General features: G+C 73.6%; 23 protein-coding genes. 11 read left to right on the top strand and 12 right to left on the bottom strand.

The features are described 5' to 3' along the window. Nucleotides 1-16: 16 nt before the first annotated feature. Both rsrA and K8Z49_RS40775 read right to left on the bottom strand, forming a co-directional pair. Complete coding sequence (rsrA, locus tag K8Z49_RS40780; protein WP_075022185.1) at nucleotides 17-313, bottom strand: mycothiol system anti-sigma-R factor; 297 nt, start codon at nucleotides 311-313, stop codon at nucleotides 17-19. After that, nucleotides 310-936 carry a sigma-70 family RNA polymerase sigma factor gene (locus K8Z49_RS40775; RefSeq protein ID WP_021599861.1) on the bottom strand — a complete coding sequence of 209 codons (627 nt, stop codon included), beginning with the start codon at nucleotides 934-936 and terminating at the stop codon, nucleotides 310-312. Before K8Z49_RS40775 ends, rsrA begins: the two co-directional genes overlap by 4 nt. Before the next feature lie 338 nt (nucleotides 937-1,274). Between K8Z49_RS40775 and K8Z49_RS40770 the strand changes: the two genes are divergently transcribed. Continuing rightward, on the top strand, nucleotides 1,275-2,075 hold the full coding sequence (locus K8Z49_RS40770; RefSeq protein WP_021599860.1) for a class I SAM-dependent methyltransferase: 801 nt from the start codon (nucleotides 1,275-1,277) through the stop codon (nucleotides 2,073-2,075). 247 nt (nucleotides 2,076-2,322) lie between these two features. On the opposite strand, the gene K8Z49_RS40765 is transcribed toward K8Z49_RS40770, so the two are convergent. Next, entirely contained in the window at nucleotides 2,323-2,649 is a 327-nt protein-coding gene (locus K8Z49_RS40765; RefSeq protein ID WP_021599859.1) for a TraR/DksA family transcriptional regulator, read from the bottom strand. Nucleotides 2,650-2,682: 33 nt separating this feature from the next. Continuing rightward, nucleotides 2,683-3,468: an SOS response-associated peptidase gene (locus K8Z49_RS40760; RefSeq protein WP_412516703.1), complete on the bottom strand. Its 786-nt coding sequence runs from the start codon at nucleotides 3,466-3,468 to the stop codon at nucleotides 2,683-2,685. Here K8Z49_RS40760 and K8Z49_RS40755 point away from each other — a divergent pair. From K8Z49_RS40755 to K8Z49_RS40725, 7 genes are all read left to right on the top strand, one after another. Continuing rightward, nucleotides 3,467-4,321 carry a DoxX family protein gene (locus tag K8Z49_RS40755; RefSeq protein WP_235206467.1) on the top strand — a complete coding sequence of 285 codons (855 nt, stop codon included), beginning with the start codon at nucleotides 3,467-3,469 and terminating at the stop codon, nucleotides 4,319-4,321. The two genes, K8Z49_RS40760 and K8Z49_RS40755, sit on opposite strands and share 2 nt — an antisense overlap. A gap of 227 nt (nucleotides 4,322-4,548) precedes the next feature. Continuing rightward, nucleotides 4,549-5,037, top strand: a complete 489-nt coding sequence (locus K8Z49_RS40750; RefSeq protein ID WP_235206469.1) for a sigma-70 family RNA polymerase sigma factor — start codon at nucleotides 4,549-4,551, stop codon at nucleotides 5,035-5,037. Continuing rightward, nucleotides 5,034-5,747, top strand: a complete 714-nt coding sequence (locus K8Z49_RS40745) for an anti-sigma factor family protein (RefSeq protein WP_021600279.1) — start codon at nucleotides 5,034-5,036, stop codon at nucleotides 5,745-5,747. The genes K8Z49_RS40750 and K8Z49_RS40745 overlap by 4 nt, the downstream gene beginning before the upstream one ends. 27 nt (nucleotides 5,748-5,774) lie before the next feature. Continuing rightward, complete coding sequence (aroA, locus tag K8Z49_RS40740; RefSeq protein WP_412516702.1) at nucleotides 5,775-7,046, top strand: 3-phosphoshikimate 1-carboxyvinyltransferase; 1,272 nt, start codon at nucleotides 5,775-5,777, stop codon at nucleotides 7,044-7,046. A 17-nt stretch (nucleotides 7,047-7,063) separates the two neighbouring features. Further along, nucleotides 7,064-8,134, top strand: a complete 1,071-nt coding sequence (rsgA, locus tag K8Z49_RS40735; RefSeq protein WP_024935783.1) for a ribosome small subunit-dependent GTPase A — start codon at nucleotides 7,064-7,066, stop codon at nucleotides 8,132-8,134. 60 nt (nucleotides 8,135-8,194) lie between these two features. Further along, nucleotides 8,195-9,727 carry a serine/threonine-protein kinase gene (locus K8Z49_RS40730; RefSeq protein ID WP_021597460.1) on the top strand — a complete coding sequence of 511 codons (1,533 nt, stop codon included), beginning with the start codon at nucleotides 8,195-8,197 and terminating at the stop codon, nucleotides 9,725-9,727. Nucleotides 9,728-9,776: 49 nt separating this feature from the next. Next, complete coding sequence (locus K8Z49_RS40725) at nucleotides 9,777-11,270, top strand: FAD-binding oxidoreductase (protein WP_412516701.1); 1,494 nt, start codon at nucleotides 9,777-9,779, stop codon at nucleotides 11,268-11,270. A gap of 22 nt (nucleotides 11,271-11,292) precedes the next feature. Here the strand turns inward: K8Z49_RS40725 and K8Z49_RS40720 are convergent, their stop codons facing one another. Next, complete coding sequence (locus K8Z49_RS40720) at nucleotides 11,293-12,141, bottom strand: hypothetical protein (protein ID WP_021597462.1); 849 nt, start codon at nucleotides 12,139-12,141, stop codon at nucleotides 11,293-11,295. 134 nt (nucleotides 12,142-12,275) lie between these two features. On the opposite strand from K8Z49_RS40720, the gene hisN reads away from it, so the two are divergent. Further along, on the top strand, nucleotides 12,276-13,079 hold the full coding sequence (hisN, locus tag K8Z49_RS40715) for a histidinol-phosphatase (protein ID WP_024935782.1): 804 nt from the start codon (nucleotides 12,276-12,278) through the stop codon (nucleotides 13,077-13,079). A gap of 132 nt (nucleotides 13,080-13,211) precedes the next feature. Further along, complete coding sequence (locus K8Z49_RS40710; protein ID WP_021597464.1) at nucleotides 13,212-13,403, top strand: hypothetical protein; 192 nt, start codon at nucleotides 13,212-13,214, stop codon at nucleotides 13,401-13,403. Nucleotides 13,404-13,461: 58 nt separating this feature from the next. Here the strand turns inward: K8Z49_RS40710 and K8Z49_RS40705 are convergent, their stop codons facing one another. Further along, a complete protein-coding gene (locus K8Z49_RS40705) occupies nucleotides 13,462-14,922 on the bottom strand; it encodes a carboxylesterase/lipase family protein (RefSeq protein WP_412516700.1) in 1,461 nt (486 codons plus the stop codon). A gap of 76 nt (nucleotides 14,923-14,998) precedes the next feature. Then, a complete protein-coding gene (locus K8Z49_RS40700) occupies nucleotides 14,999-15,619 on the bottom strand; it encodes a TetR/AcrR family transcriptional regulator (protein ID WP_021597466.1) in 621 nt (206 codons plus the stop codon). Nucleotides 15,620-15,741: 122 nt separating this feature from the next. On the opposite strand from K8Z49_RS40700, the gene K8Z49_RS40695 reads away from it, so the two are divergent. Next, entirely contained in the window at nucleotides 15,742-16,605 is an 864-nt protein-coding gene (locus K8Z49_RS40695) for an oxygenase MpaB family protein (protein ID WP_412516699.1), read from the top strand. Here K8Z49_RS40695 and K8Z49_RS40690 read toward each other — a convergent pair. The 5 genes from K8Z49_RS40690 to K8Z49_RS40670 form a co-directional block, all read right to left on the bottom strand. Next, nucleotides 16,602-17,423, bottom strand: a complete 822-nt coding sequence (locus tag K8Z49_RS40690; protein WP_075022192.1) for an SDR family oxidoreductase — start codon at nucleotides 17,421-17,423, stop codon at nucleotides 16,602-16,604. The genes K8Z49_RS40695 and K8Z49_RS40690 overlap by 4 nt on opposite strands. Before the next feature lie 13 nt (nucleotides 17,424-17,436). Next, nucleotides 17,437-18,792 (bottom strand): cytochrome P450, encoded by a 1,356-nt coding sequence (locus tag K8Z49_RS40685; protein ID WP_412516698.1) that lies wholly within the window; start codon nucleotides 18,790-18,792, stop codon nucleotides 17,437-17,439. Nucleotides 18,793-18,892: 100 nt separating this feature from the next. Next, nucleotides 18,893-21,850, bottom strand: a complete 2,958-nt coding sequence (locus K8Z49_RS40680; protein WP_412516697.1) for an AMP-binding protein — start codon at nucleotides 21,848-21,850, stop codon at nucleotides 18,893-18,895. Nucleotides 21,851-21,923: 73 nt separating this feature from the next. Further along, nucleotides 21,924-23,573 carry an AMP-binding protein gene (locus K8Z49_RS40675; protein ID WP_024935778.1) on the bottom strand — a complete coding sequence of 550 codons (1,650 nt, stop codon included), beginning with the start codon at nucleotides 23,571-23,573 and terminating at the stop codon, nucleotides 21,924-21,926. Between the two features lie 106 nt (nucleotides 23,574-23,679). Beyond that, complete coding sequence (locus tag K8Z49_RS40670) at nucleotides 23,680-24,045, bottom strand: DUF3054 domain-containing protein (RefSeq protein ID WP_024935777.1); 366 nt, start codon at nucleotides 24,043-24,045, stop codon at nucleotides 23,680-23,682. Nucleotides 24,046-24,086: the final 41 nt, after the last annotated feature.

The following is a 24,086-nucleotide window of genomic DNA, read 5'->3' as shown; positions in this document are numbered from 1 at the left end:
AGCAAGATACCGGGGTTCAGGCGCTCTCGGTCGTGCCGGCGTCGGCGGAGGTCTTGATCTCGCCGCAGATCTCCTCGATGCGGCCGAGCACCTTCGCGCGCAGGTCCGTCGGGGCCTGCTCGGAGCCGCAGGACTTGTTCACGATCTTCTTGACGGCCTCTTCCAGCCCGTACTCGCGCAGGCAGGGGCCGCACTCGTCGAGGTGCTGGCGTACCTCGCCGCAGCCGCCCTGGTCGAGCTCGCCGTCGAGATAGGTGTAGACCCGGGCGAGGACCTCGTCGCATGGCGTCTCGTGATGGTTGCCGCAGCTCATGATGACCCCCTGCTCGCACGGGTGAGCCCGCGCTCTTCAGCGTAGTCCTCCAGCATGCCGCGCAACTGCCGCCGGCCGCGGTGCAAACGGGACATCACCGTGCCGATGGGCGTGCCCATGATCTCGGCGATCTCCTTGTACGCGAAGCCCTCCACGTCGGCGAGGTAGACGGCGATGCGGAACTCCTCCGGCAGGTCCTGCAGCGCCCGCTTGACGTCGGAGTCGGGGAGGTGCTCCAGCGCCTCGGCCTCCGCGGACTTCAGCCCGCTGGAGGTGTGCGACTCGGCGCGGGCGATCTGCCAGTCCTCGATGTCCTCGGTCGCGGCCTGCTGCGGCTGGCGCTGCTTCTTGCGGTAGGAGTTGATGAACGTGTTGGTCAGGATGCGGTAGAGCCACGCCTTGAGGTTGGTGCCTTCCTTGAACTGGTGGAAGGACGCGAACGCCTTGGCGAAGGTCTCCTGGACGAGGTCCTCTGCGTCCGCCGGGTTGCGCGTCATGCGCAGTGCGGCTGAGTACAGCTGGTCCAAGAAGGGGAGCACGTCGCGCTGGAAGCGCTCCTGGCGCTGCTCCACGGTCTCCGTGGTGCCCGGTACCTGAACCACCTCCTCGGCTGTGGCGCGCATGGCCGCGACTGGGCCGGCGGCGCCTTGTCCACCAGACGATATCGGTCCGCGCGGCCTGCTCACGCGGGCGGGCTCCCGCGCGGCCCCGCGGGACGCCGCCGTGCCGGCGCTCCGCTGCTGATCGGCGACGGCCGTCGTCATCGGGTTCGCACCTCCGTGTGCTGGGATGTGAGGCTCTTACCGGGCTTGTGAGACGGTGCAACACCGGAACGCCCGCGGCGATTCCCGGCCGCGGCCGGACGTATCGGGCAAAGACTCGTCCGCCCCGTCCTTCACTCAGGGTGATGGGGGCTGCAGACGGGGAAGAACTGACATAACGGAGAGAACAGGAGCAATTGGTGCACTCGGTGCCTTCGGCGCGATCGTCCGAGCCCACCATCGCGAGCCTGCGCGAGACGTCCGAAGGCGGCCCAGGAGACTCCCTGGCGCACTACTGGACGTTCTACAGGGCGGTGGCGGAGGCCCAGCTCATCCGGTGGCTGCCGCGCAGGCCGTCCCGCGTCCTGGACGTCTCGGGCGGCCACGGCCTCAGCGCGGCCCAGGCCGCCGCCGCCGGACACGCCGTCCTGGAGATCCGCGACCCCGAACGGCCCGGACGCCCGAGCCCCGCCCGCCCCGCCCATGGGGAACGCACCACCCCGCTCATCGGCGACTCCGGCACCCTCCCCTACCTCGCCGACGCCTCCCTCGACGCCGTCATCGCCGAGAACCGCGCGCTGTCCCGCCACCTCGCCACCGAGACCACCATCGCGGAGATCGCCCGCGTCCTGCGCCCCGGCGGACGCGTCCTGCTCTGCGTCGACTCCCTCACCCTCGGCATGGCGCTCCTGGCCGAGCGGAACTACTGGGCCCACCTATCGGACGTACCGAGCGCCGAAGTCGTCCTCGTCCCCTGGCCCGACGGCACGATCACCCGCTCCTTCTCCTCCCACCAGCTCCGCGAACTGCTCGCCGACGCCGGCCTGGAAGTCGAGTGGATCCGCCCCCGCACCGTGCTCTCCCCCTCAACGGTCGAACACGTCCTCACCGAATCCCCCCGCGCCCTCCCCCGCCTCGTCCGCACAGAACTCAGCGCCCAACAACCCGACGAATCCCTGGGCATCCACCTCCTGGCGAGCGCTGTGCTCACCCAGGGGTAGCGACCCCCCTGGAACCCCCCGTTACGAGCCGGTCGATCCTCACGCCACGGTGCGGGTGCGCCGTGACCGTGCGGGCTCGCGACGTGTCGCTGCGGTCGCCCGGCTCGACGGGCATGCGCCCTCCGCTCGCTGCACTCGCTCCACGCGCCTGCCCGTGATCCCGGCTGAGCTTCGAACCCAAGAGGGGTGGGGCGGGGGTACCCCCAAGAGGGGGCGGGTGCGGGAACCCCACCGGGGTCGGGTGGGGTTAGCGGCGGTCGTGTTTGGTCTGGCAGGGGATGCAGCGGGCGGCGTCCGGGCGGGCTTCCAGGCGGCCCTCGGGGACAGGGTGGCCGCAGCCGACGCACCGGCCGTAGGTGCCGGCGCCTATCCGGTCCAGGGCCGCGGCCACGCCGCCGCGGTGGCGTTGGAGCGACTCCAGCGCGGCCTCCACGCGGTGGTGGTCGGTGAGGCCGGACCCGGCGTCGGCGGCGGAATTGTCGCGCTCGGGGGCCTCCCCGCGCAGAATGGCGATGGAACGGTCCAGGTCTTCGAGCATGGCCTCAAGGCGGGCACGGGCGACGGCGGTGTCCACGGTGCTGCGAACTCCTCCCGGTGAGCCCCCGTGTCAGAACAAACTGTCGGAATGGTTGCCGGAACTATCCCCAGAATTCGCCGGTTCTATGAGTTCGGGTCCGTTGTTTCGCACGCTGTTGACGGCCTTTGACACCGGGTAGGCCTCCATTGTCCCGGCCATCGCCGGGACCAGCAGGCCGCGCACCTGCTCGGTCTCGGTGAGCGCGGGGTCCAGCCACGCGTCCCAGCGTTCCCGTTCGACGATCATCGGCATCCGGTCGTGGATCCGGCCGAGGTCGTCGGGCGCGTTGGTGGTGATCACGGTGCACGTCCACAGCCACTCGTCCTCGGGCGACTTCCACAGCTCGTAGAGCCCCGCCATGGCCATGACCGCGCCGTCGTTCGGGTGGATGAAGTAGGGCTGCTTCCGCGGCTTCTTCTTGGCCTTCTTCTCGCCCTCGGCCGGATCGCCCTGGTCCTGGAGCGTGTACCACTCGAAGTACCCGTCGGCGGGCAGCAGGCAGCGCCGCCTGGCGAACGCGCGGCGGAACGACGGCTTCTCGTGCACCGTCTCGAACCGCGCGTTGATCATCCGGGAGCCGATCGAGACGTCCTTGGCCCAGGACGGGACGAGGCCCCACCGGACCGTGCGGAGCTGGCGCACGGCGGGCGCCTCGTCGGGCTCGTCCCTGGGCCGCCGGTTCAGGACGACCGGGACCTGCTTGGTCGGAGCGACGTTGTAGTCGGGCTGGATGTCCCCGTCGACCGCGTCGAGCTGCACCTGGAACTCGTCCAGCAGCTCCTGACGCGCGCGGGTGGTGGCATAGCGTCCGCACATGGGTCCCATCCTGCCGCGCTTGAGGCGCGGCGCGCTGGGCATGAAGCGGGTCATGCGACCCTTCACGACCCTGGCCCGCCCGTTCGTGGCGGCGCCCTTCATCATGACCGGCCTGGAGGCCGTCCGGGATCCGCGGGAACGCGCCGAGCGGGTCGGACCCGCGGTCAAGCCGGTCACCGACCGGATCGACTGGCTGCCGAAGGACCCGGAGACCCTCGTCCGCATGCAGGGTGCGCTGAGCCTCGGCACCGGCGCTCTGCTGCTGACCGGCAGGTTCCGGCGGCTGACGACACTGCTGCTCGCGGCGCAGATGGTCCCGGCGCTCGCCACCGAGCACCGCTTCTGGACCGAGGAGGACCCCGAGCGCCGCGCCGGTGAACGCTCGCACCTGCTGAAGAACGCCGGCATGTTCGGCGCGCTGCTCATGGTGGCGACCGAGCCGCGCCGCAGGCCGCGCACGGCCGAACTGCGCCGCGCGGCCCGCGAGACGCAGATCAAGGGCGGCGCCGAGGCCAAGGCACTGCGCCGGGAGGCCGCCGCCACGCTGCGGGAGGCGCGCCGGGAGGCGGCCCGGCAGGTGCGCGCCGCCCGCGCCGAGGGCGCGCGGACGGCGGCCAGGCAGTCCGCGAAGGCGACGAAGCGCGCGAAGAGCGCCAAGGCCGGTGGGGCACTCCAGTTCGGCAAGGCGGCCGGTGCGCTGAAGGGCGCCAAGGCGGGCAGGTCCCGCAAGAAGGGCGGCGTGTTCAAGCTCGGGCGGGCGTCCAAGCCGGGGAAGGCGGCGCGGGCCGGGCAGGCCGTGAAGGCGGGCACGACGGCGCAGGCCGGCAAGGTACTGCACGCGGCGAAGCGCTGACTTCCCGAAGAGAACCTTAAAAGAGGCTCAAGAGGATTGAACCGCGGGCCGGGGTGGTTCCGTACTGCCTGGTGACCGCCCTTCGATTCCCCGACGGAGACGCCCCGGCCATGGCACTTCCCGGATCGACCGGTCGCCAGAGCGGCGGGTTGCGGAGCCTTCTCCGCCGCCCCGGCACGGCGCGGCCCGTCCAGCCCCATGACGCGCCCGTGCGCGACGAGGACATGGTGGCCGCGCTGTATCGCGAGTACCATCGGCCACTCCTCGCGTTCGTCCTGCGGCTGACCGGCGGTGACCGCCAGTGGGCCGAGGACGTGGTGCAGGAGACCATGATCCGGGCATGGCGCAGCGCGGACCGGCTCGACGACCGGACGTCCTCGCTGATGCCGTGGCTGGCCACGGTCTCCCGGCGTATCGTGATCGACAACCGGCGGCAGCGCGAGGTGAGGCCGCCGGAGGTCGGCGACGGCCCCCTGGAGAACCTGCCGATGGCGGACGAGATGGACGGCCTGCTGCGCAAGGTCGTCGTGACCGAGGCGCTCGAATCGCTGTCGCCGGCGCACCGGCAGGCGCTGACGGAGACGGTGCTGCGCGATCGGACGGTGAACCAGGCCGCCGAGTACCTCGGCATCCCGGTGGGGACGGTCAAGTCCCGCGTGTACTACGCCCTGCGCGCCCTGCGCGTCGCCTTGGAGGAGAGGGGGGTGACCTCATGAGTTCCCAGGTGGAGCACACCGACGTCGGCGCGTACGCGCTCGGCCTCCTCGAACCCGGCGACCGGCGGGCGTTCGAGGCGCACCTGCGCGGCTGCGGAGCGTGCCAGGCCGAGCTGAGGGCGCTGTCGGGGACGGCGGGCGCCCTCTTCGAGCTCGGCGGCGGGCCCGGCGCGGCCGGACCGGAGGCGGGTGAGGACGAGCCGTCCGCACCTCCGGCGCCGGTGATCGACATGATGCGCCGCAAGCGCCGGCACGACCGGCGACTGCGGCGCGGCGCGTACGTCATCGGCGCCGCCGCGGCGGGCGTGGCCCTGGCCGCCGGAGTCGGGCTCGGGACGGTGCTCGACGACGAGGGGACCCCCGCCAAGCAACCGCCCGTGCAGGCCCTCACCGGCGAGCGTTTCCAGGCGACGAACGCGGGCACGGGCGCGTCCGGCACCGTCGGCCTGGTCGACAAGGGGTGGGGGACGCAGGTCAGCCTGGAGCTGCGCGGCATCAAGGGGCCGCTGCGGTGCCACCTGGAGGCCGTGGCGCGGGACGGCGAGCGCAGCGTCGTCGCCGGCTGGCGCGTCCCGGACAAGGGGTACGGGGTGCCGGGGCAGCCGAAGCCGCTGACCATGCAGGGCGGGACGGGGCTGACCCGCCAGGAGATCAGCCGGTTCGAGGTCCGGCTCGACGGCGGCGGGACGCTGCTGACGATTCCGCTCTGACGGGTCCCGGCCCGATAGCCTGGGGGCATGTCCGCTCCGCACTGGTCCGCCCCGGTCGCCCGCGCCCCGGTGGACGCCACCGTGCCGCTGCCCGGCTCGAAGTCGATGACGAACCGGGCGCTCGTCCTCGCCGCGCTGGCCGAGGCGCCGGTCTGCGTCACCCGGCCGCTGCACAGCCGCGACACCGAGCTGATGGCGGACGCGCTCCGCGACCTCGGCACGAGCATCGGGGAGGACGCCGCCGACTGGCAGGTGATGCCGGAGCCGCTCAAGGGCCCGGCCCGCGTCGACGTCGGCCTCGCGGGGACGGTGATGAGGTTCCTGCCGCCGGTCGCCGCGCTGGCGAGCGGCGAGGTGTTCGTGGACGGCGACCCGCGCGCCCGCGAGCGGCCGATGGGCCCGATCGTCACGGCGCTGCGGGCCCTCGGCGCGGACATCGACGACGGCGGCCGGGGGGCGCTGCCGTTCACGGTCCGCGGGACGGGCTCGGTGGCCGGCGGGCGCGTGACGATCGACGCGTCGGCGTCGTCCCAGCTGGTGTCGGGGCTGCTGCTGGCCGCGCCGCGGTTCGCGAAGGGCGTGGAGGTCAGGCACGAGGGGCCGCCGGTGCCGTCCGCGCCGCACCTGGCGATGACCGTCCGGATGCTGCGGGACGCGGGCGCGGAGGTCGAGACCGAGCACGACGTCTGGCGGGTCGCGCCGGGCCCGCTGCGGGGCGGCGACCGGGTGATCGAGCCCGACCTGTCGAACGCGGCGCAGTTCCTCGGCGCCGCGCTGGTCACCGGCGGGCGCGTCACGGTGCCGGACTGGCCGGCGGACACGACGCAGCCCGGCGACGCGCTGCGCGGGCTGCTCGCCGCGATGGGCGCCGAGGTGACCCGCGGCCCGGACGGCCTGACCGTGCGCGGCCCCGGCGGTCTCGCCGGGCTGGACGCCGACCTGCACGAGGTCGGCGAGCTGACGCCGGTGCTCGCGGCCCTCTGCGCGCTCGCGGACTCGCCGTCCAGGCTCACCGGCATCGCCCACCTGCGCGGCCACGAGACCGACCGGCTCGCCGCGCTCGCCGCCGAGATCAACGGGCTGGGCGGCGACGTCGCCGAGCTGCCGGACGGCCTGGCGATCCGGCCGCGGCCACTGCGCGGCGGCGTGTTCCGCACCTACGACGACCACCGGATGGTGATGGCGGCGGCCGTTCTCGGACTGGCCGTTCCCGGCATCGAAGTGGAGAATCCGGGCACCGTGGGCAAGACTCTTCCGGACTTCACCCGGCAGTGGGCGTCCATGCTGGCGCCCGCCTGACAGCAGGGACCGGACCACTGGCACGACGAGCGCACGACTACGACGAGGACGACGTCCGGGTGCGGCCCGGCCGCCGCGGGTCGCGCCCGCGCACCCGCCGCCGCCCCGCGCACGAGGACGCCTCCCCCGGGTTCGTGACCGCGGTGGACCGGGGCCGGTACCGCTGCCTCGCCGACCCCGGCACCGACCGCGAGCGCGCCGTCACCGCGATGCGGGCCCGCGAGCTGGGCCGCAAGGGCGTCGTCGTGGGCGACCGCGTGGCGCTGGTCGGGGACGTCTCCGGCGACCAGGACACCCTGGCCCGGATCGTCCGGGTCGAGCCGCGCACGTCGGCGCTGCGCCGCACCGCCGACGACACCGACCCGTTCGAGCGGATCATCGTCGCGAACGCCGACCGGCTCGTCATCGTGACGGCGCTCGCCCATCCCGAGCCGCGCCCCCGGATGATCGACCGGCAGCTCGTCGCCGCCTACGACGCCGGGATGGACCCGCTGCTCTGCCTCACCAAGGCCGACCTCGCCGATCCGGACGGGCTGATCGCCGAGTACGCGCCGCTCGGCGTCCCGTACGTGGTGACGCGGCGCGGCGGCGACCTCGGCGGGCTGCGCGAGCACCTGTCCGGCCGGACGAGCGTCCTGGTCGGCCATTCGGGCGTCGGCAAGTCGACGCTGGTGAACGCGCTCGTCCCGGACGCCGAGCGGGCGGTCAGCCACGTCAACGCGGTCACCGGGCGCGGCCGGCACACCTCCTCGTCGGCGATCGCGCTGGAGCTGCCCGGCGGGGACGGCTGGATCATCGACACCCCCGGCGTGCGGAGCTTCGGCCTGGCGCACGTCGATCCGGAGCATGTGCTCAACGCGTTCGAGGACCTCGCCGAGGGCGCCGCCGAACGCTGCCCGCCGCACTGCGACCACCTCCAGGAGGACTGCGGCCTGGACGGCTGGGTCGAGGACGGCCACGCGTCCCGCGCCCGCCTCGACTCCCTCCGCCGGCTGCTGCTGGCCCTCGGGGGCGCCCTGTCCCCGGGGGACGAGCCCGTGGAACCCGAGTCGCGCCCCGGTCGGTCCTCGCGGCACGGTCCCGCCTGACCGTGCGGGGTGCCGCCATGCCGCTGCGGGCGCCCGGTTCGCGTCGGTAAGGTGCGCCTCATGCCGGGGACGATCGCAGGGCGTTACGAGCTCGTGGAGGTGCTGGGGCGCGGCGGGATGGGGGCCGTGTGGCGGGCGCTCGACCGCACGCTCGACCGCGAGGTGGCGATCAAGGAGATGTCGCCGCCGCAGGGCCTGGACGACGAGCAGGTCGAGCGCATCCACGCGCGGACGTTCCGGGAGGCGCGGTCGGCGGCGCGGCTCGACCATCCCCGCATCGTGACGGTCTACGACGTGGTCGAGGAGGACGGGCGGCCGTGGATCGTGATGCAGCTCGTCCGCGCGGAGGGGCTCGACAGGGCCATCGCGCGCGAGGGGCGGCTGCCGCCGGACCGGGTCGCGTCGATCGGGCTGGACCTGCTGGACGCGCTCGGCGCCGCGCACTCCGCCGGGGTGGTGCACCGGGACGTCAAGCCCGGCAACGTGCTGCTGCCGGACGGCCGGGCCGTCCTCACCGACTTCGGGATCGCGACGGTCGCGGGCGACGAGACGCTCACCCAGGCGGGCGCCATCGTCGGGTCGCCCGCGTATCTGGCACCCGAGCAGGCGCGGTACCAGAAGGCCACGCCGGCGTCCGACCTGTGGTCGCTGGGCGGCACCCTGTACGCGGCGGTGGAGGGCCGCCCCCCGTACCAGCGCCCGGACGTGTGGGGGGTGATGGCGGCCGTCCTCGCGGACGACCCCGACCCGCTCCAGCACGCCGGGCCGCTCACCCCGGTCCTGCACGGGCTGCTGCGCAAGGACGCCGGGCAGCGGATGGGGCCCGACGAGGCCGGCCGGCTGCTCCGCCAGATCGCGCAGGGCGGCCAGCGGTGGGCGCCCCCGCCGGCGGCTCCGTCGGCGGCTCCGTCCTCCGCGCCGCCGCATGACGTGACGTTGCAGTCTCCGGCCGCGCCCACCGTCGCGACGCCCGTGACTCCGCCGCGCCGCAAGCGGCGCGTGCCGTGGTGGCTGGTGGTGCCCGGGAGTATCTTCACGGCCGCGCTCGTCGCCGCCGTCCTCGCGATCGTGGTGTTCGTCGACAACGGGAGCGACGCGCCGAGCGGCGGCCAGTCGCCCTCGTCGCGCCCGCGGGCGTGGGTGCCCGGAGGGTACGAGCCGTACCGGGGGTCGGCCTTCGAGGCGGCCGTCCCCAAGGGCTGGAAGACGGAGCCGTCCGGTGACGACGTGACGTTCACCGATCCCGCCCGGGGCGTGCGGCGGGGGATCGGGGTCCAGCGCGTCGCGGCGGCCGGGTCGGGCGACCCCGGGGACGGCCTCGCCTCCGCGATCGACGACATGAAGAACGAGCCCGGTCAGTTCCCCGGCTTCAAGCAGGAGAGCTTCACCCGGAACATCCCCTACCAGGGCGGGCAGGCGGCCGAGGTCCAGTTCACCTTCACGAAGGGGGGCACGCCGGGACGCGCCCGGGTCCGCGCCTTCGAGTTCGGCGGCGGGTTCTACCAGGCCATCCTGATCACCGCGCAGAAGGACTGGCAGGCCGGCGTCGCGCACTTCGAGACGTTCCTCCGGACGTGGCGGGCGCCGTCCTGAAAAGGCGGACTTCCACACGCGTGCGAGTGATCGCCGCGACAATGGCGGCATGGAGCGGCGCGCGGTGCTCAAGGCGACCGTCCTCGGCACGCTGGCGGCCGCGGGATGCTCGGAGGAGAGACCGGCCTCGCGCGGGCGTCCGCCCTCGCCGTCCCGCGCCCGCCCGACCGGCCCGGCCGACTGGGGCGCGCTGGAGCGCGGTCTCGACGGGAAGCTGATCCGGCCGTCCGACGCCGCCTATCCGGAGGCCCGGCACCTCTACATCCCGCGCTTCGACCGGGTCCGCCCGGCGGGGATCGCCTACTGCGAGACCCCGCAGGACGTCTCGGAGTGCCTGGCGTTCGCGACGCTGAGGCGGATGCCGGTCGCGGTGCGCTGCGGCGGGCACAGCTACGCGGGCTGGTCGACGGGCTCGGGCCTCGTGATCGACGTGTCCCCCATGGACGGCGTGCGGCGCGACGGGGAGCACGCCGTCGTGGGCGCCGGCACCCGTCTGATCGACCTGTACGGCAGGCTCGCCGAGGACGGGGTGAGCGTCCCCTCGGGAAGCTGCCCGACCGTGGGCGTGGCGGGTCTGACGCTCGGCGGCGGGCTGGGCGTGACGTCCCGCGCGTACGGGCTGTCGTGCGACGTCCTGGAGTCGGTCCAGGTCGTCACGGCCGGCGGGCGCGTCCTGACCTGCGACCCGCACCAGAACGCGGACCTGTTCTGGGCGTGCCGGGGTGGAGGCGGCGGCAACTTCGGCGTCGCGGTGTCGTTCACCTTCCGGACGCACGAGACGAGCGACGTCACGCCGTTCAGCCTGCGCTGGCCGTGGTCGAAGGCCCCCGACGTGATCCGCGGCTGGCAGCGCTGGGCGCCCGCGGCCGACGCCGAGGTCTGGACGAGCCTGCACCTCGACACCGAACCCGACCAGGGCACCCCCACCGTCGAGGTCACCGGGCTGGCGCTCGCCGGCGCGGACGGCCACATGAGCCGGCTGACGGCCGCGACGGGGGCGGACCCGGTCTCGTCCACCGCCCAGAGCCGCCCCTACCTGGACGCGATGAAGTTCATGGGCGGCTGCGCGGGGCAGAGCACGGACCAGTGCCACGCGCAGGGCACGCTTCCCGGCCAGCGCGCCGAGGGCTCCTTCCCCCGGACCGACTACTCCGGGAAGTCGCACATCGCCTACAAGACCCTCACCGACGACGCGATCCGCGCCCTCACCAGCCGCTTCGAGGAGGGCAACGACGTCCGGAACAGGTCGGTGCTGATGGACGCGATGGGCGCCGCGATCACCCGCCTCTCGCCCGGCGCCACCGCCTTCCCGCACCGGAAGGCGCTCTTCTGCGTCCAGTACCTCGCGCCCGACGACGCGTGGCTGTCCGCCACCCATGGCGCCATGGAGCCCTACCTGGGCGGCGCCGCCTACGTGAACTACATCGACGCGGGACTCAAGGACTGGGCGAACGCCTACTACGGCCCCAACCTCGACCGTCTCAGGAAGGTAAAGGCGTCCCACGACCCCGGGCGGCTGTTCCGCTTCCCGCAGGCCGTCTAGCCCCGCGCCCTAGCCGTGCGCCCTAGCCCCGCGCCTCCTCGAACAGGCTGCGCGCCTTGGCCTCGGCCTCGTTCAGCGCCTGGACGTGCCGGGGCGCGAGCTCCTCCACGCAGCGGGTCATCTCCTCGGTGACCTGGCTGAACGCGCTCTCCTCCGCGCCCCGTAGCGCCGCCCGGACGGTCGCGGAGCGGGCGCCGAGCGCGGCCCACTCCAGCTCCAGCCGCGCGACGGCCTCGTCGAACGCCCGGGACGTCTCGGCTCCCGCGTCCTTCAGCTCGTCCGGGACCGGGCCGCGCCCGGTCTTGCGCGCGTGGCCGGACAGGGTCGAGATGCGGCTGGCCAGGGCCAGGCCCTCGCGCGCCAGCGGCAGCACGTCGTGGATCAGGTCGGTGACGGCCTTGGCCAGCTCCTCCACCCGCGTCAGCAGCTTCTGCGTCGCGGCCTCCAGGGCCGTGGAAGTGCGCTCGGCGACCCGCGCGGCGACCTCCTGCTGCTGCCGGGACAGGACCGGCACGATCTCGCGGTCGAGGACGCGCCGGAGTTCGCGCTCCTGCGGACCGCGCCCGCCGGGGCCCGCCTGCCCGGCCCATTCGGCCCAGACCCGTTCGATGCGCTCCTCCCCCGACGCGGCGATCTCGGAGGTGATCTCCTCCAGGGCCTCGCCGGCGCGCGCCTTCAGGCGCTCCACGCGCCCGTACAGCGCCTCGCGCTTGAACGGGTCGTTGAGCTCGTTGAGCTGCGCCTGCAGCCGGCGGGAGACGTCGATGGCGTGCTCGGCGAGGGGGACGAGGCGGTCGGCGAGCTCGTCGAGCGTCTCGGCCCGGCGCGGGTCGGTCAGCTCGGCCACCCACGCGGGAAGGTCGTGCGGCATGGCCCCATGCTGCCACCACACGGCCCGGGAAACCGGTGTTCGCGGCCCGGCGCGCCCCGGCGCGGGACCGAAAAGCCGGATCGGGCCGGGTAAGTGTGTCTGGACGCGCGGTGATCAGGGTAGCGTGGCACGCCGTGGCGGGCTATTCCGATGACCTGCGTCTCGCACATGTGCTGGCGGACGGGGCCGACGACATCACGACCAAGCGTTTCCGCGCCCTCGATCTCGCCATCGAGACCAAGCCGGACCTGACCCCGGTCAGCGACGCCGACCGCAGCGTCGAGGAGCAGATCCGCGGGACGCTGAAGCGGGCCCGGCCGCGGGACGCGGTGCTCGGCGAGGAGTACGGCAAGACCGGCTACGGCAACCGCTGCTGGATCATCGACCCGATCGACGCGACGAAGAACTTCGTCCGCGGCGTGCCGGTGTGGGCGACGCTGATCGCGCTGATGGAGAACGACGAGATCGTCGTCGGCGTGGTGTCGGCGCCCGCGCTGAACCGCCGCTGGTGGGGCGCCCGGGGCGGCGGCGCGTGGACCGGCCGCAGCCTGACCCGGGCGACCCGGATGACCGTGTCGTCCGTGACCGACCTGTCCGACGCCTCCCTGTCGTTCTCCAGCCTGAGCGGCTGGGAGGAGCAGGGCCGCCTCCCCCGCTTCCTCGACCTGACGCGGTCGGTGTGGCGGACGCGCGCGTTCGGCGACTTCTGGTCGCACATGATGGTCGCCGAGGGCGCCGTCGACATCTCCGCCGAGCCCGAGGTGTCGCTGTGGGACCTCGCCGCGCTCCAGGTCATCGTGGAGGAGGCCGGCGGGATGTTCACCGACCTGTCCGGCGTGCCCGGGCCGGACGGCGGCAGCGTCGTGTGCACGAACGGCAAGCTGCACGCCGACGTCCTGCGCACCCTGGGCGGCGGGCAGCTCTCGCTGCGCATCTGACCGCGGCGGACGGGGAATACCCTCCGCGAGGCCAGATCATCATGGCCTTCCGCCAGACTCGCGACATATCGTGGAACAGCGGTCGCGGGACGGCCGTTGACATGATGGGCGGCCCGTAAACGGAGGTACCAGATGTCGACCCAGACCAAGCTCGTGATCGGCGGCGTCGTCGTCGGCTTCCTCACCCTGTTCGTGTTCCCCTGGTGGCTCAGCGCGCTGATCATCCTCGGGGTCCTCGGCGCACCGGTCGTCGGGTACATGATGCTCGACCCGTCCCAGCGCAAGCGGGTCCGCGCGCAGGGCCGCAAGCGGCTGGGCAGCTGAGCGCCGCCGGAGACGCGTTCCGCCCCGCGGAGTGCCGCGGGGCGGAAGTCTCCGGCGTCTAGTCCCAGAGCTCGCGGTCCTCGGCGTGCGGATCGTGGACGACCTTGTCCGCCGGGTCGTCGAACGTCCGCACCGCCCGCGTGGACGGGTCGAACCGCTCCCAGCCGGGGTCGCCGCCGGCGGCGAAGTCCACCCACGCGCGGTGCATCCGGTCGGCGAGCGCCTGCGGCGGGTTCGGGCCGGTCATGGGCTCGCCCGCGGCGCCCAGGTTGTCGAAGACGAAGCCCAGCTCAAGCGCGTGGCAGGCGCCCAGGTCGTGGTTGGGCGACCGCCACGCGAACTCGTACATCCACGTCGCGCCGCCCGACAAGGCGTGCCCGGCGGCCGTGCGGTGGGCCGGGATGCGGAACTGGCTGTCGGTGGTGATCGTCGCCAGCAGCTCCCCGGGCGTCAGGTCCGGGTGGTGGTCGCGGTAGGCGGCGGGCAGGCCCCGGGGGATGCCCATGCCGGCCGTCGTGGCGGCGACCAGTTCCTCGGTGAGGCTCGGGGCGAGCCCGGTCGGCATCAGGAAGAACCGGAACTCCTCGGACGTGTAGCCGAGGAGCAGGTCCACGTCCCGCCCGGCGCCGGCGGCGATCGCGACCTCGGGGCGGCGGGCGAGCAGCTCGCCGTCCAGCACCGGCATCAGGGACATCCCGCCCGCGGCCGTGGTGGCGCCCCAGCGCCCGGGGTCGGGCACCATGGACACCTCGGCGGCGACGGCGCTCTGCACCGGGATGATCTCGGCCGGATCGAGCGCCGCGAACGCCTCGGCGGTCGGCTCGACGCCGAGCCGCGCGGCCATCTCCTTGGTGACGAGCAGGGCGTCCTCGGGGTCCTGGGCGATGTTGCCGGCGCCGCTCTGCGCGATCGCGCGGTGGAAGAGCCCGAGGTCGAGGGAGAGCAGGGTGGTGACGCTCATGGCGCCGGCCGACTCGCCGAAGACGGTGACCCGGGACGGGTCGCCGCCGAAGCCCGCGATGTTGTCGCGGACCCACTCCAGCGCGGCGATCTGGTCGAGCAGCCCCCGGTTGGACGGCGCCCCGGGCAGCTCGGCGAACCCCTCCACCCCGAGCCGGTAGTTGATCGTCACGCAGACGACGCCGTCGCGCGCGAAGGTGTGCCCGCTGTAGACGGGGATCGCGCCCGACCCGTTCCGGAAGGCGCCGCCGTGGATCCACACCATGACCGGCAGGCCCGAGCCTCCGGGCGTCCAGACGTTGAGGTTCAGGCAGTCGTCGCCCGGGATCACCGGCTCGTCCAGGAGCATGTCGAAAGGCCGCGGGTAGACGGGCTTGGGGACGGTCGGGCCGTACTCGACGGTGTCGCGGACGCCGTCCCACGGTTCGGGCGGGCGCGGCGGCCGGAAGCGGTCCGGCCCGAACGGGGGCGCGGCGTAGGGGATGCCGAGGAACGCGGTGACGCCGTCCCGAGCCGTGCCGCGCACCTTGCCCGAGGACGTCCGAACGACCGCCATCATGCCGCCGCCTCCCATTTTAGAACGATGTTCGATAAATTTGAGGGTACGGGACGGGCGGACGCGGCGGAACGGCCCGTCAGCCGTTGCCGGGACGCAGCATCCGGGTGAGGTAGTCGCGGGCGAACCGGCGGATCGCGTCCTCGCCGTCCAGCGCGAGACCGCCGCCCGGGACGAGCAGCAGCGAGACCGCGACCCGCAGCAGCACCTCGGCCACGGTGTCGTGGTCCTCGGCGTCGCCGGGGCGGGCGCGGCGCAGCCGGTCGGCGAGGATGTCGCGGGCGGCGAGCATCACCGCGCCGCCGTTCATGCTGAGCTGCGGCAGGAACGCCTCCGGCTCGCTCTCCAGGACGCGCGCCAGCAGCGGGTGCGCGCGGGCGCTGCGCAGCCCCACCACGAACCCCTCGACGACGGCGTCCTCTGGAGAGGGCAGGCCCTCCGTGGCCTCGGCGATCGCGGTGAGGAACCGGCGGCACTCGCGCAGGATCACGGCCTGGAGCAGCTGGTCCTTCCCGGCGAAGCGCCGGTAGATGGTGGTGCGCGCGACCCCGGCCCGTTTGGCGACGTCCTCCACGCTGACGCGGCGCAGCCCGTAGCTCTCGAACTCGGCGAGCGCGGCGTCCAGGATGCGCGCGTCGAGGCCGCCGGCGTCCGCCTCCGGCGCCGCCAGCCGCTCCCGCAGTGTCGCGTCCAAGGTCATAGCCGCACCCTAACCGGCTCGGGGCCCGGTCTCCGCCCACCGGGCGCTACACAGTTACAATAATCGTCGTTCTGTAGTTCTGTTGCATTCTCCCGGCGGTGCACATGACAGGCTTGTCTCCTGTGGGGGGACGACCCCCCACACCCCCCGGCGGCCCCCTCGGGCCCGGCTCGCTGACCTGGCGATACTTCGGCGACACCCGGATGCTGCTGGTCGGGCCGCGGGCTGCCGTCCTGCAGAACATGCTCCCCGAGCTGGGTCAGGGCGTCCTCGACCACTCGGTGTTCTTCAGCGAGACGTTCGCGCGGGTGAAGCGGTCCGCCGGGCCGATCCTGAACACCGTGTACGGCGGGGAGCGGTCCGCCGAGACGGGCCGGAAGGTGCGCGACTACCACCGCGACATCAAGGGGACGATGCCGGACGGCTCCCGCTACCACGCGCTCGATCCCGAGACCTACTACTGGGCGCACGCGACCTTCCTCGACACCATGCTGTACTGCGTCGAGACGTTCATCCGGCCGCTGACCGAGGCCGAGAAGCGCCGCGTCTACGAGGAGTCCAAGACCTGGTTCCGGATGTACGGGGTCAGCGACCGGGCCATGCCGGACGACCGGGAGGCGTTCCAGGCGTACTGGAAGCGGATGCTGGACGAGGTGATCGTCCCGCACCGGACCGCCCGGTACGGCGTCGGCTACGTCACCAAGGGCCTGCCCGCGCCGCCGAGGGTCCCGGCGCCGCTGTGGCGGGCGGTGTCGCCGCCGCTCGGCGCGGTGGCCCGGTTCATCACGGTCGGCGGGCTCCATCCGCGCATGCGGGAGCTGCTGGACCTGCCGTGGAGCACCGCCGACGAGCGCCGCTACCGGCGGTTCGCGGCGGCCGTCCGGGCGGGGAACCGGGTGTGGCCGCTGCTGCCCGAGGCCGTCCGCTACCTGCCGCAGGCCCGCCGCGCCTTCCGCCGGGCCCGCCGCGACCGCCGCGCCCGCTAGCGCTCCGCCCCGGGAGCCGATCGGATCCGGGCGTCGTAGGCCTTGCGGGCGCCGGGGTCGTACTCCAGGAAGATCGTGTCGAGGCCGAGGCGGCGGGAGATCGCCCGCCTGGCCCGGTCGGGGAGCAGCGCGCTCAGCCTGAGCTGCCGGCCGAGCTTCGCGGGGACGACGACCTGCGGGCGGGGGCGGGCGATCAGCCCGGCGACGGCGGCGGCGACGTCCTCGGGCTCGCAGTTGCGCTGCCCCTTCGGGCTGCGCGTCCCGGCGACCAGCTCGGTGTTGGTGAACGTGGGCAGGACGGCGCTGACGTGCACGCCCCGGTCCCGCACCTCCAGCCGGGTGGCCTCCGTGAACGCCAGGACGGCCGCCTTGCCGGCGTTGTAGAGCGCGAGGCCGGGGGTGAACATGACGCCGGCGACCGAGGCCATGTTGATGACGTGGCCCGAGCCGCGCGGCAGCATCCGGCCGAGGGCGAGCTTGGTGCCGAGCATCACGCCGTGCAGGTTGATGTCGACGCACCGGCGGGCGTCGGCGTCGCTCTCGCCCGTGACCGGCCCGATCGGCATGATCCCCGCATTGTTGATCAGGACGTCGGCGGGCCCGGCGGCCTCCTCGGCGGCGTCGAGGAACGCGGTGAACGACTCGCGGGACGTGACGTCCACGGTCAGCCCGGTGACGCCGAGCGACTCCGCGGCCTCCTTGACGGCGGTCCCGTCGATGTCGCCGATGACGACGGTGGCGCCCCTGGCCTTGAGGGCGCGGGCGGTGGCGAGGCCGATCCCGCGGGCGGCCCCGGTGATCACGACGACCTTGCTCATGCGGACTCCAGGCTCATCGGGACTCCAGGCGGTCGAGGCGGACGGGCAGCCCGTCCTTGGGCGAAGGGAGCGACGTGGTGTCAAGCGGCCACTCGTAGCGCGTGGGGACGCTCCAGCGGTACCTCCGCAGCACCTGGTGCATGATCGTCTTCACCTGCATCCCGGCGAAGTACAGCCCGATGCACTTGTGCGCGCCGCCGCCGAACGGCGCCCACGCGTACTTGTGCGCCTTGTCCTCGCGGCGTTCCGGGGAGAACCGGCCGGGGTCGAACCGGTCGGGGTCCGTCCACCACTCGGCCATGTGGTGGTTGCTGAGCATCGGCACGACGACGGTCGTGCCGGCGGGGACGTGGAAGCCGAGGATGGAGGTGTCCTTGACGACCTTGCGCGGCAGCGCCGGGACGGGCGTGACCATCCGCAGCGACTCCTTCATCACCATGTCGATGCCGGTGAAGGCGTCCAGGTCGTCGTAGCCGGGCGGGGCCGCGCCGAGCGCCAGCGACTCCTCGCGGAGGCGCTCCTGCCATTCGGGGTACTTGGCCAGGTAGTACGCCATCGTCGTCAGCGTGATGGTGGTGGTGTCGTGCGCGGCCATCAGCGCGAAGATCATGTGGTTGACGACGTCCTCGTCGGTGAACCGCTCGCCGTCGTCGGTCTCGGCCTGGCAGAGCGCCGCGAACAGGTCGTCTCCCCCGTCGCGGCGCTTGGCGGGCAGGTGCCGGCGGAAGAAGTCCTCCAGCACCCGCCGGGCCCGCAGGCCGCGGTGCCAGCGCAGCCCGGGGACGGCGAACCGGACGTAGGCGGTCCCCGCCCGGACGGCGTCGATGAACGCGCCGTTGACCCGTGCGCGTTCGGCGTCGTCCAGCTCGACGCCCATGAAGACGTCCGCGGCGAGGTCGAGGGTGAGCTTCTTGAAGTGGTCGTAGATCTTGAAGCCCTGGCCGGGCTCCCACGACTCGACGCCCGTGACGATGCCGGGCGCCATCGCGTCCATGTAGGCGCGCAGCCGGGGCCGGGTGAAGGCCTGCTGCATGATGCGCCGGTGGTGCAGGTGCTCCTCGAAGTCCAGCAGCATGATGCCGCGGTTGAAGAACGGGCCGATGAAGTAGCTCCACGCAGGCCCGTTGGCGAAGGCCTTGTCCCGGTTGACCAGGACGGTCTCGGCGGCCTCGGGGCCGTGCACGGTGACCGTCCGCTGGCCGAGCAGCCATCCCCACGCGACGGGGCCGTACTCGTCGTACCGCTTCCTGGCGATGCCGATGGGGTCGCGCATGACGGCGAGCGTGCTGCCGATGTACGGGACGCCGGGCACGCCGGGGACCGGTTTCAGGTCGCTGCCCTCCGGCGGCGGTGCGAGGACGCTGGCCATGGATCCCTCCGGACGCGTGCAACAAAAACGCAGATTCTGTTGCTTTGTTCTAACGTAGCGGACGCCGGTAAGTCCAGGCTTACGGCACGTGATCCGGGCGTCAGCGGGCCTCCCGGGCGGGCGGCGCCTTCAAGAGGCGCCGCCGGGCCGCCTCCGTCAGCGGCCGGTACGCGCCCGCCCTGTCGCGGTAGTAGGCGCGCCCGTCGCCCGCGGGCGGGACGCCCTCGTCGCGCAACGGCGCCGTCCGCAGCCGCCGTCCCGCCGTGACCGGCACCTCGTCCACGATCCGGACGATCGCGGGCCGCAGCGCCGGCTCCACCCGCAGCAGCGCCTCGGACAGGTCGAGCGGCCTCAGCTCGGCCGGGTCCCGCAGGCTGACGGCCGCCGCGGCCAGTTCCGCGTCCCCCACCGGGATCCCGTAGACCGCGACGGTGTCGATGCAGGGGATGTCGCCGAGCGCGTCCCGGATCGGGCCGGGCGGGACGATGCCGTCGGCCGTGCGGATCAGCTCCGTCTCCCGGCCGACCAGCCAGAAGTCGCCCGCGGCGTCCCGGCGGAACAGGTCCCCGGTGATCGTCCAGGCGTCCTCGGGCCGGAAGACGCCGCGCACGGGGCGCGCCGCCGAGCCGATGGCGGCGAGCCGGACGCGGGCGAGCAGCATGCCGATCTCGCCGGGCTCGCACTCGATCGCGAACCCGTCCGGCCCCTCGGCCAGGCGACCCTTCTCCAGGTCGTAGCGCGCCGGCCGCACCTCGGCGCTGCCCGGCAGCGGGCGTCCCAGCGAGCCGGGCTTCTTGCCGCTCAGGTTCACCAGGACGGACTCGCCCTCGGTCGAGGCGTAGAACTCCAGCACGCGCGCCGGGGCGAACCGCTCCTCGACGCGCCGCCAGAGGTTGCGCGGCATGCCGGAGCCGATGAACAGCCGGACGGCGTGGTGCCGCTCCGCCGGGTTGGGCGGCGCGTTCACGAGGTCGCCCAGCGAGGTCCAGGTGTAGGACGCGACGGTCACGCCGTAGCGGCGCGCCTCGTCCCAGAACGTCTCGGGATCGTAGGAGCTGGCGAGCGCGAGCCGGGCGCCGCCCGCGACGGCGCCGCCGAGGCTCATCAGCAGCGCGGACGGGTGCTGGAGCGGCGTGATGCTGTAGACGGTGTCGGACGGCGACAGCGCCGCCGACGACGCGGTCCCGAACGCCGACAGCGCCCACCGCCGGTTGGTGATCCGGCTGGCCCGCAGCTGCTCGCCGTCGCCCCGGAACACCACGAACGCCAGGTCGCCGGCCCGTCCGGGGTTCGGCCGGTACCAGCCGGGCGGCTCGACCCGCTCCGGGTCGATGGCCTCCATGTCCGTCAGCGGGCCGCGGTCGCCGCGCCCGGTGCCGCCGAGCAGGTACGCCTGGACGCCGTCCAGCTTCGCGGCCCGCGCGGCGTGCTCGGGGTCGGCGATCACCCGGGTCACCCGGCCGAGGCGCGCCTCCGCCGCCGGGTCGCCGTCGGGGCGCAGCAGCACCGCGACCGCGCCGAGCCGGCTGAGCGCGGCGACCAGCGCGAGCGCGGTGGGCCGGGTGCCCATCAGCACGCCGACCGGGTCGCCGCGCCGCACCCCGATGTGGATCAGCCCGCGGACGACGGCGTCGATGCGGTGCTTGGCCGCCGCGTGCGTGTACGGCCGTCCCCGGTAGAGGAAGAACACCTCGCCGGGCCTGCGGGCGGCCTGCTCGTCCAGCAGCAGTCCCATCGACATGCGGGTGTCGGACTGGATGCGCTCCAGGCGGGCGAGCCGCGGCAGGTTCTGCGCGGCCTCTCCGGAGAGCTGCCGTGTCCCATGCACCGCCCGGGACGCGGTCCGGTAGGCCGACCGGGCGGCGCTCGTCCCGATGCCGCCCGCGAGCTGGAGCGCGTACCCGGCGGGTCCGCCGGGCAGGCCGGCCGGTTCGGCCTCCTCATCGCCGGTGACGGGCGCGACGATCTCCGGCAGGTCGCCCTCGCCCTCGCGCCAGCGCGCCCACGCGGCGACGGCCGGCCACGTCCGCGCGATCGCGAGGCCGCCGACGACGAGCCCGAAGTGCCCGGCGCGCAGGGCCGCCTCGTACACCTGGGCGCGCGGCGCGGCCCGCCGGATGCCGCGCACCATCGGCGGCGGCGCGATCTCGTCGACCTCGCCGACGAACGTCAGGACGGGGCAGGTGATGTCGGCGAGCGTGACGAGCCGGTCGCCGATGACGAAGCCGCCGGTCAGCATCCGGTTGTGCTGGATGAACTGGCGGATGAACTCGGCGAGCGCCGGGCCGGGCCACGACACCCAGCCCTCCCGTTCCAGGAACCGCCGCTGCCGCTCGCGCTGCGCGAGCCGCTCCCGGTCGTGCAGCTGCAGGATGAAGTCGACGCGGGAGCGGACCGACTTGACCGGGCTGAGCAGCTGGAACCCGAGCCGCGTCACCCAGCCGGGCACGGCGAACCCGCCGAGCAGCCAGTCGGGGACGCGCTCCACGCCCTCGGAGGCGAGCCAGCCGGGCAGCCCGAACGGCAGGCCGACGCTCGTGTCGGCCGGGCTGCCGAACGTCACCACCGACGCGACGCCCTCGCTGCGCCGGTACGCGGCGGCCTGGTAGACGAACATGCCGCCCTGCGAGTACCCGGCGAGGTGGACGTCCCGCCCGGTGGCCTTGCGGATCCGGTCGATCGCGTCGCTGACGGCGAGGACGTGGTCGGTGACGGTGCGCTCCAGCCCGCCGGGCTCGCGCTCGGGCGCGCCGAAGTCCACCACCCACGGGTCGACGCCGCGGTCGCGCAGCACCTTCACCGCGCTGACCCGCGAGGAGATGTCGTACACCTCGGCGGTGATCATCAGCGGCGGGACGAGCAGCATCACGGGCCCGTCGCCGGACGGCGCGTCCGGGAAGTAGTGCCGCAGCCGGTACACCCGCTGCTCGGTCACCACCTCGCACGGGGAGGCGTCCTCCTCGGTGTCGAAGCCCCCGAACCGGGCGACCTCCAAGGCGTTCTGGGCGGTTGAGCCCAGGCGGGCACCTAGGCGGAACAGGGTTTTGGCAACAGGCATCGTCGACCTCTCGCAGCGTCAACGCCATGTTGTCCTGTTATCACTGGCTTTAGCAATTACGCCGGTGCGGTGCTCAGCCGACGACGCGTGCGCCGTCCATGTGGCCCGCCTGGAGGCGCTCCCACATGTAGCGGCGGCGGGGCTTGCCGCTGGACGTCCGCTGGATCAGCCCGGTGCCGACGACGATCGTCAGCTCGACGTCGTCGCCGACGCGGCGGCGCAGCGTCTCGCGGACGGCGGCGACCCACGACTCGTCCTGCGTCTCGGCGAACAGGGCGAGCCCCTTCCGCCCGGCGCCGGGGACGCCGACGACGACGATCCGGCCCTTCCCGAGTCCGCTCACCTCGGCGATCTTGGCTTCGAGGTCCTCGACGTACACCGAGCGGCCGCGCACCTTGATGCTGTCGCCCATCCGGCCGAGGACGAACAGCTGCCCCTCGTGGAAGAAGCCGGCGTCGCCGGTGTAGACCTTCCCGTCCATGAACCGCGTCGACTTGGCCTCGGCGCCGGCGAAGTACCCGGGGCAGGCGGAAGGACCGCCCACCACGATCTCGCCGAGGAGCCCGTCGGCGAGCTCGTCGCCGTCATCGTCCACGATGGTCACGGGCACGTCGTCCTCGGGCGTCCCGCACCCGACGATCCAGCCGGCCTTGGCGCCGAGCGACCGCGGCCCCAGCGTGTGCTGTTCGAGGATCCGGACCGGCTGCCCGAACGACAGCGTCTCCGGATCGGGGCGGACGGCCAGCGGGTCGCGCGGCGCGTTGTCCATGGTGACCAGCAGCGTGGTCTCGGCCATGCCGTAGGCGGGCTTGAACATCGTCCGGGAGAACCCGAACGGCTCGGTGAGCTGCGCGAACACCTCCAGGGCGTGCGGGTCGATGGGCTCGGCGCCGATCAGCGCCATCTTCCAGCCGGACACGTCGAGGCCCTCCAGCTGCTCCGGCTTGACCCGCCGCGCGCAGTACGCGTAGGCGAACGGCGGCGCGGCCGTGTGCGCGGCCTCGGCGAAGCAGCGGATCCACCGCGCGGGGTCGCGGATGAAGTGGTCGGGCCGCATCAGCTTGAGGGTGCCCTGCCGGGTGATCGGGGTGAGGAAGCAGCCGATCAGCCCCATGTCGTGGTAGAGCGGCAGCCAGGACGCCACGACGTCGCCGTCCTCGTACCCGGCCATCCGCCCGATCAGCTCGCTGTTGGCCTCCAGGTTCGCCCAGGTGACCATGACGCCGCGCGGCGCGCCGCTGGACCCGGACGTGAACTGCAGCAGCGCCAGCTCGCCGACCGGTCGCACCTCGGCCTCCTCGGCGGCCTGCCGGGGCCGCCACGGCTCGCCGTCCAGCCCCGCGTCGGCCATGGCCCGGCCCGCGTACTCCGCCAGGCCGTCGGACGCCACGACCAGCGCCGGGGACGCCTGCCGCAGGATCGCCGCGACGTGCGCGACGTAGTCGTCCCCGTCCTGGAACAGCGGCGGTGTGATCAAGCACACGGTCGCGCCCGCGGCCCAGACCGCGAAGTAGGTCTCGATGCAGGTGAAGTCCGTGGGCAGCACCAGGCACACCACGTCGCCCGGCCGGACGCCCTCCGCGATCAGCGCCCCGGCGGTGCGTCGCGCGCCGGAGGCCAGCTCACCGTAGTCGCGGTAGTCCCAGCCGCCGTCGTCGGCCGCCAGGTGGACGCCGCGTGAAGTGTTCGGCTTCTCCAGCCATCCGCGCAGCGCAGATGCCATCGTCTCCCCTTCGGCGTCGGTCCCGGTCACCCACGTGACTCGCCGGTAACTTCACCAGGGCGGCGCGTTCCCGTCAACCGTCGCGATCATCGAACGGACCGGCCGGTCATTCGGCGGGCGCGTCACGTCGTACCGTGACCGTCCGGACGAGCCGCCACCCGACCAGTGCCGCCCCCAGGAACACCGAGGCGACGATCACGAAGGCGGCGGCCGTCCCCTGGCCGGAGACGGCGCGCAGCGCCATTCCCACGGCCACGGTCGTCACCCAGACACCGACCCCCGAGGGCACCAGCGCCTCCGGCCCGCGCCAGACCCGCCACAGGACCCACCCGGCGGCGAGCCCGCCGAGAAACGGCCACGCGGTGCCCGCGAACCCCGCCAGGCTCGCGGCCTCATCATGCGAAGCCCGCCCGATCGCCACGAAGACCAGCACACAACAGACATCGACCAGGCCGGCCAGGGAGTTCCGCATGCTCCCAGGTTAAGGGCGGCGCGGACAGCGTGGGCTCGATC

This window comes from Actinomadura madurae (genome assembly GCF_047130825.1).
In the GTDB taxonomy this organism is placed as follows: Bacteria; Actinomycetota; Actinomycetes; order Streptosporangiales; family Streptosporangiaceae; genus Spirillospora; species Spirillospora madurae.
This window is presented reverse-complemented; position numbering and strand designations above follow the sequence as displayed.

What these genes read in the sequence shown, in the direction of transcription:
- K8Z49_RS40680 (WP_412516697.1), bottom strand. Translation starts at nt 21,850, where the DNA reads ATGCCTGTTGCCAAAACCCTGTTCCGCCTAGGTGCCCGCCTGGGCTCA.
- K8Z49_RS40670 (WP_024935777.1), bottom strand. Translation starts at nt 24,045, where the DNA reads ATGCGGAACTCCCTGGCCGGCCTGGTCGATGTCTGTTGTGTGCTGGTC.
- K8Z49_RS40685 (WP_412516698.1), bottom strand. Translation starts at nt 18,792, where the DNA reads ATGGCCAGCGTCCTCGCACCGCCGCCGGAGGGCAGCGACCTGAAACCG.
- K8Z49_RS40725 (WP_412516701.1), top strand. Translation starts at nt 9,777, where the DNA reads ATGGAGCGGCGCGCGGTGCTCAAGGCGACCGTCCTCGGCACGCTGGCG.
- K8Z49_RS40760 (WP_412516703.1), bottom strand. Translation starts at nt 3,468, where the DNA reads ATGTGCGGACGCTATGCCACCACCCGCGCGCGTCAGGAGCTGCTGGAC.
- K8Z49_RS40690 (WP_075022192.1), bottom strand. Translation starts at nt 17,423, where the DNA reads ATGAGCAAGGTCGTCGTGATCACCGGGGCCGCCCGCGGGATCGGCCTC.
- K8Z49_RS40705 (WP_412516700.1), bottom strand. Translation starts at nt 14,922, where the DNA reads ATGATGGCGGTCGTTCGGACGTCCTCGGGCAAGGTGCGCGGCACGGCT.
- aroA (WP_412516702.1), top strand. Translation starts at nt 5,775, where the DNA reads ATGTCCGCTCCGCACTGGTCCGCCCCGGTCGCCCGCGCCCCGGTGGAC.
- K8Z49_RS40730 (WP_021597460.1), top strand. Translation starts at nt 8,195, where the DNA reads ATGCCGGGGACGATCGCAGGGCGTTACGAGCTCGTGGAGGTGCTGGGG.
- K8Z49_RS40710 (WP_021597464.1), top strand. Translation starts at nt 13,212, where the DNA reads ATGTCGACCCAGACCAAGCTCGTGATCGGCGGCGTCGTCGTCGGCTTC.
- K8Z49_RS40745 (WP_021600279.1), top strand. Translation starts at nt 5,034, where the DNA reads ATGAGTTCCCAGGTGGAGCACACCGACGTCGGCGCGTACGCGCTCGGC.
- K8Z49_RS40755 (WP_235206467.1), top strand. Translation starts at nt 3,467, where the DNA reads ATGGGTCCCATCCTGCCGCGCTTGAGGCGCGGCGCGCTGGGCATGAAG.
- rsrA (WP_075022185.1), bottom strand. Translation starts at nt 313, where the DNA reads ATGAGCTGCGGCAACCATCACGAGACGCCATGCGACGAGGTCCTCGCC.
- K8Z49_RS40720 (WP_021597462.1), bottom strand. Translation starts at nt 12,141, where the DNA reads ATGCCGCACGACCTTCCCGCGTGGGTGGCCGAGCTGACCGACCCGCGC.
- K8Z49_RS40775 (WP_021599861.1), bottom strand. Translation starts at nt 936, where the DNA reads ATGCGCGCCACAGCCGAGGAGGTGGTTCAGGTACCGGGCACCACGGAG.
- K8Z49_RS40700 (WP_021597466.1), bottom strand. Translation starts at nt 15,619, where the DNA reads ATGACCTTGGACGCGACACTGCGGGAGCGGCTGGCGGCGCCGGAGGCG.
- K8Z49_RS40675 (WP_024935778.1), bottom strand. Translation starts at nt 23,573, where the DNA reads ATGGCATCTGCGCTGCGCGGATGGCTGGAGAAGCCGAACACTTCACGC.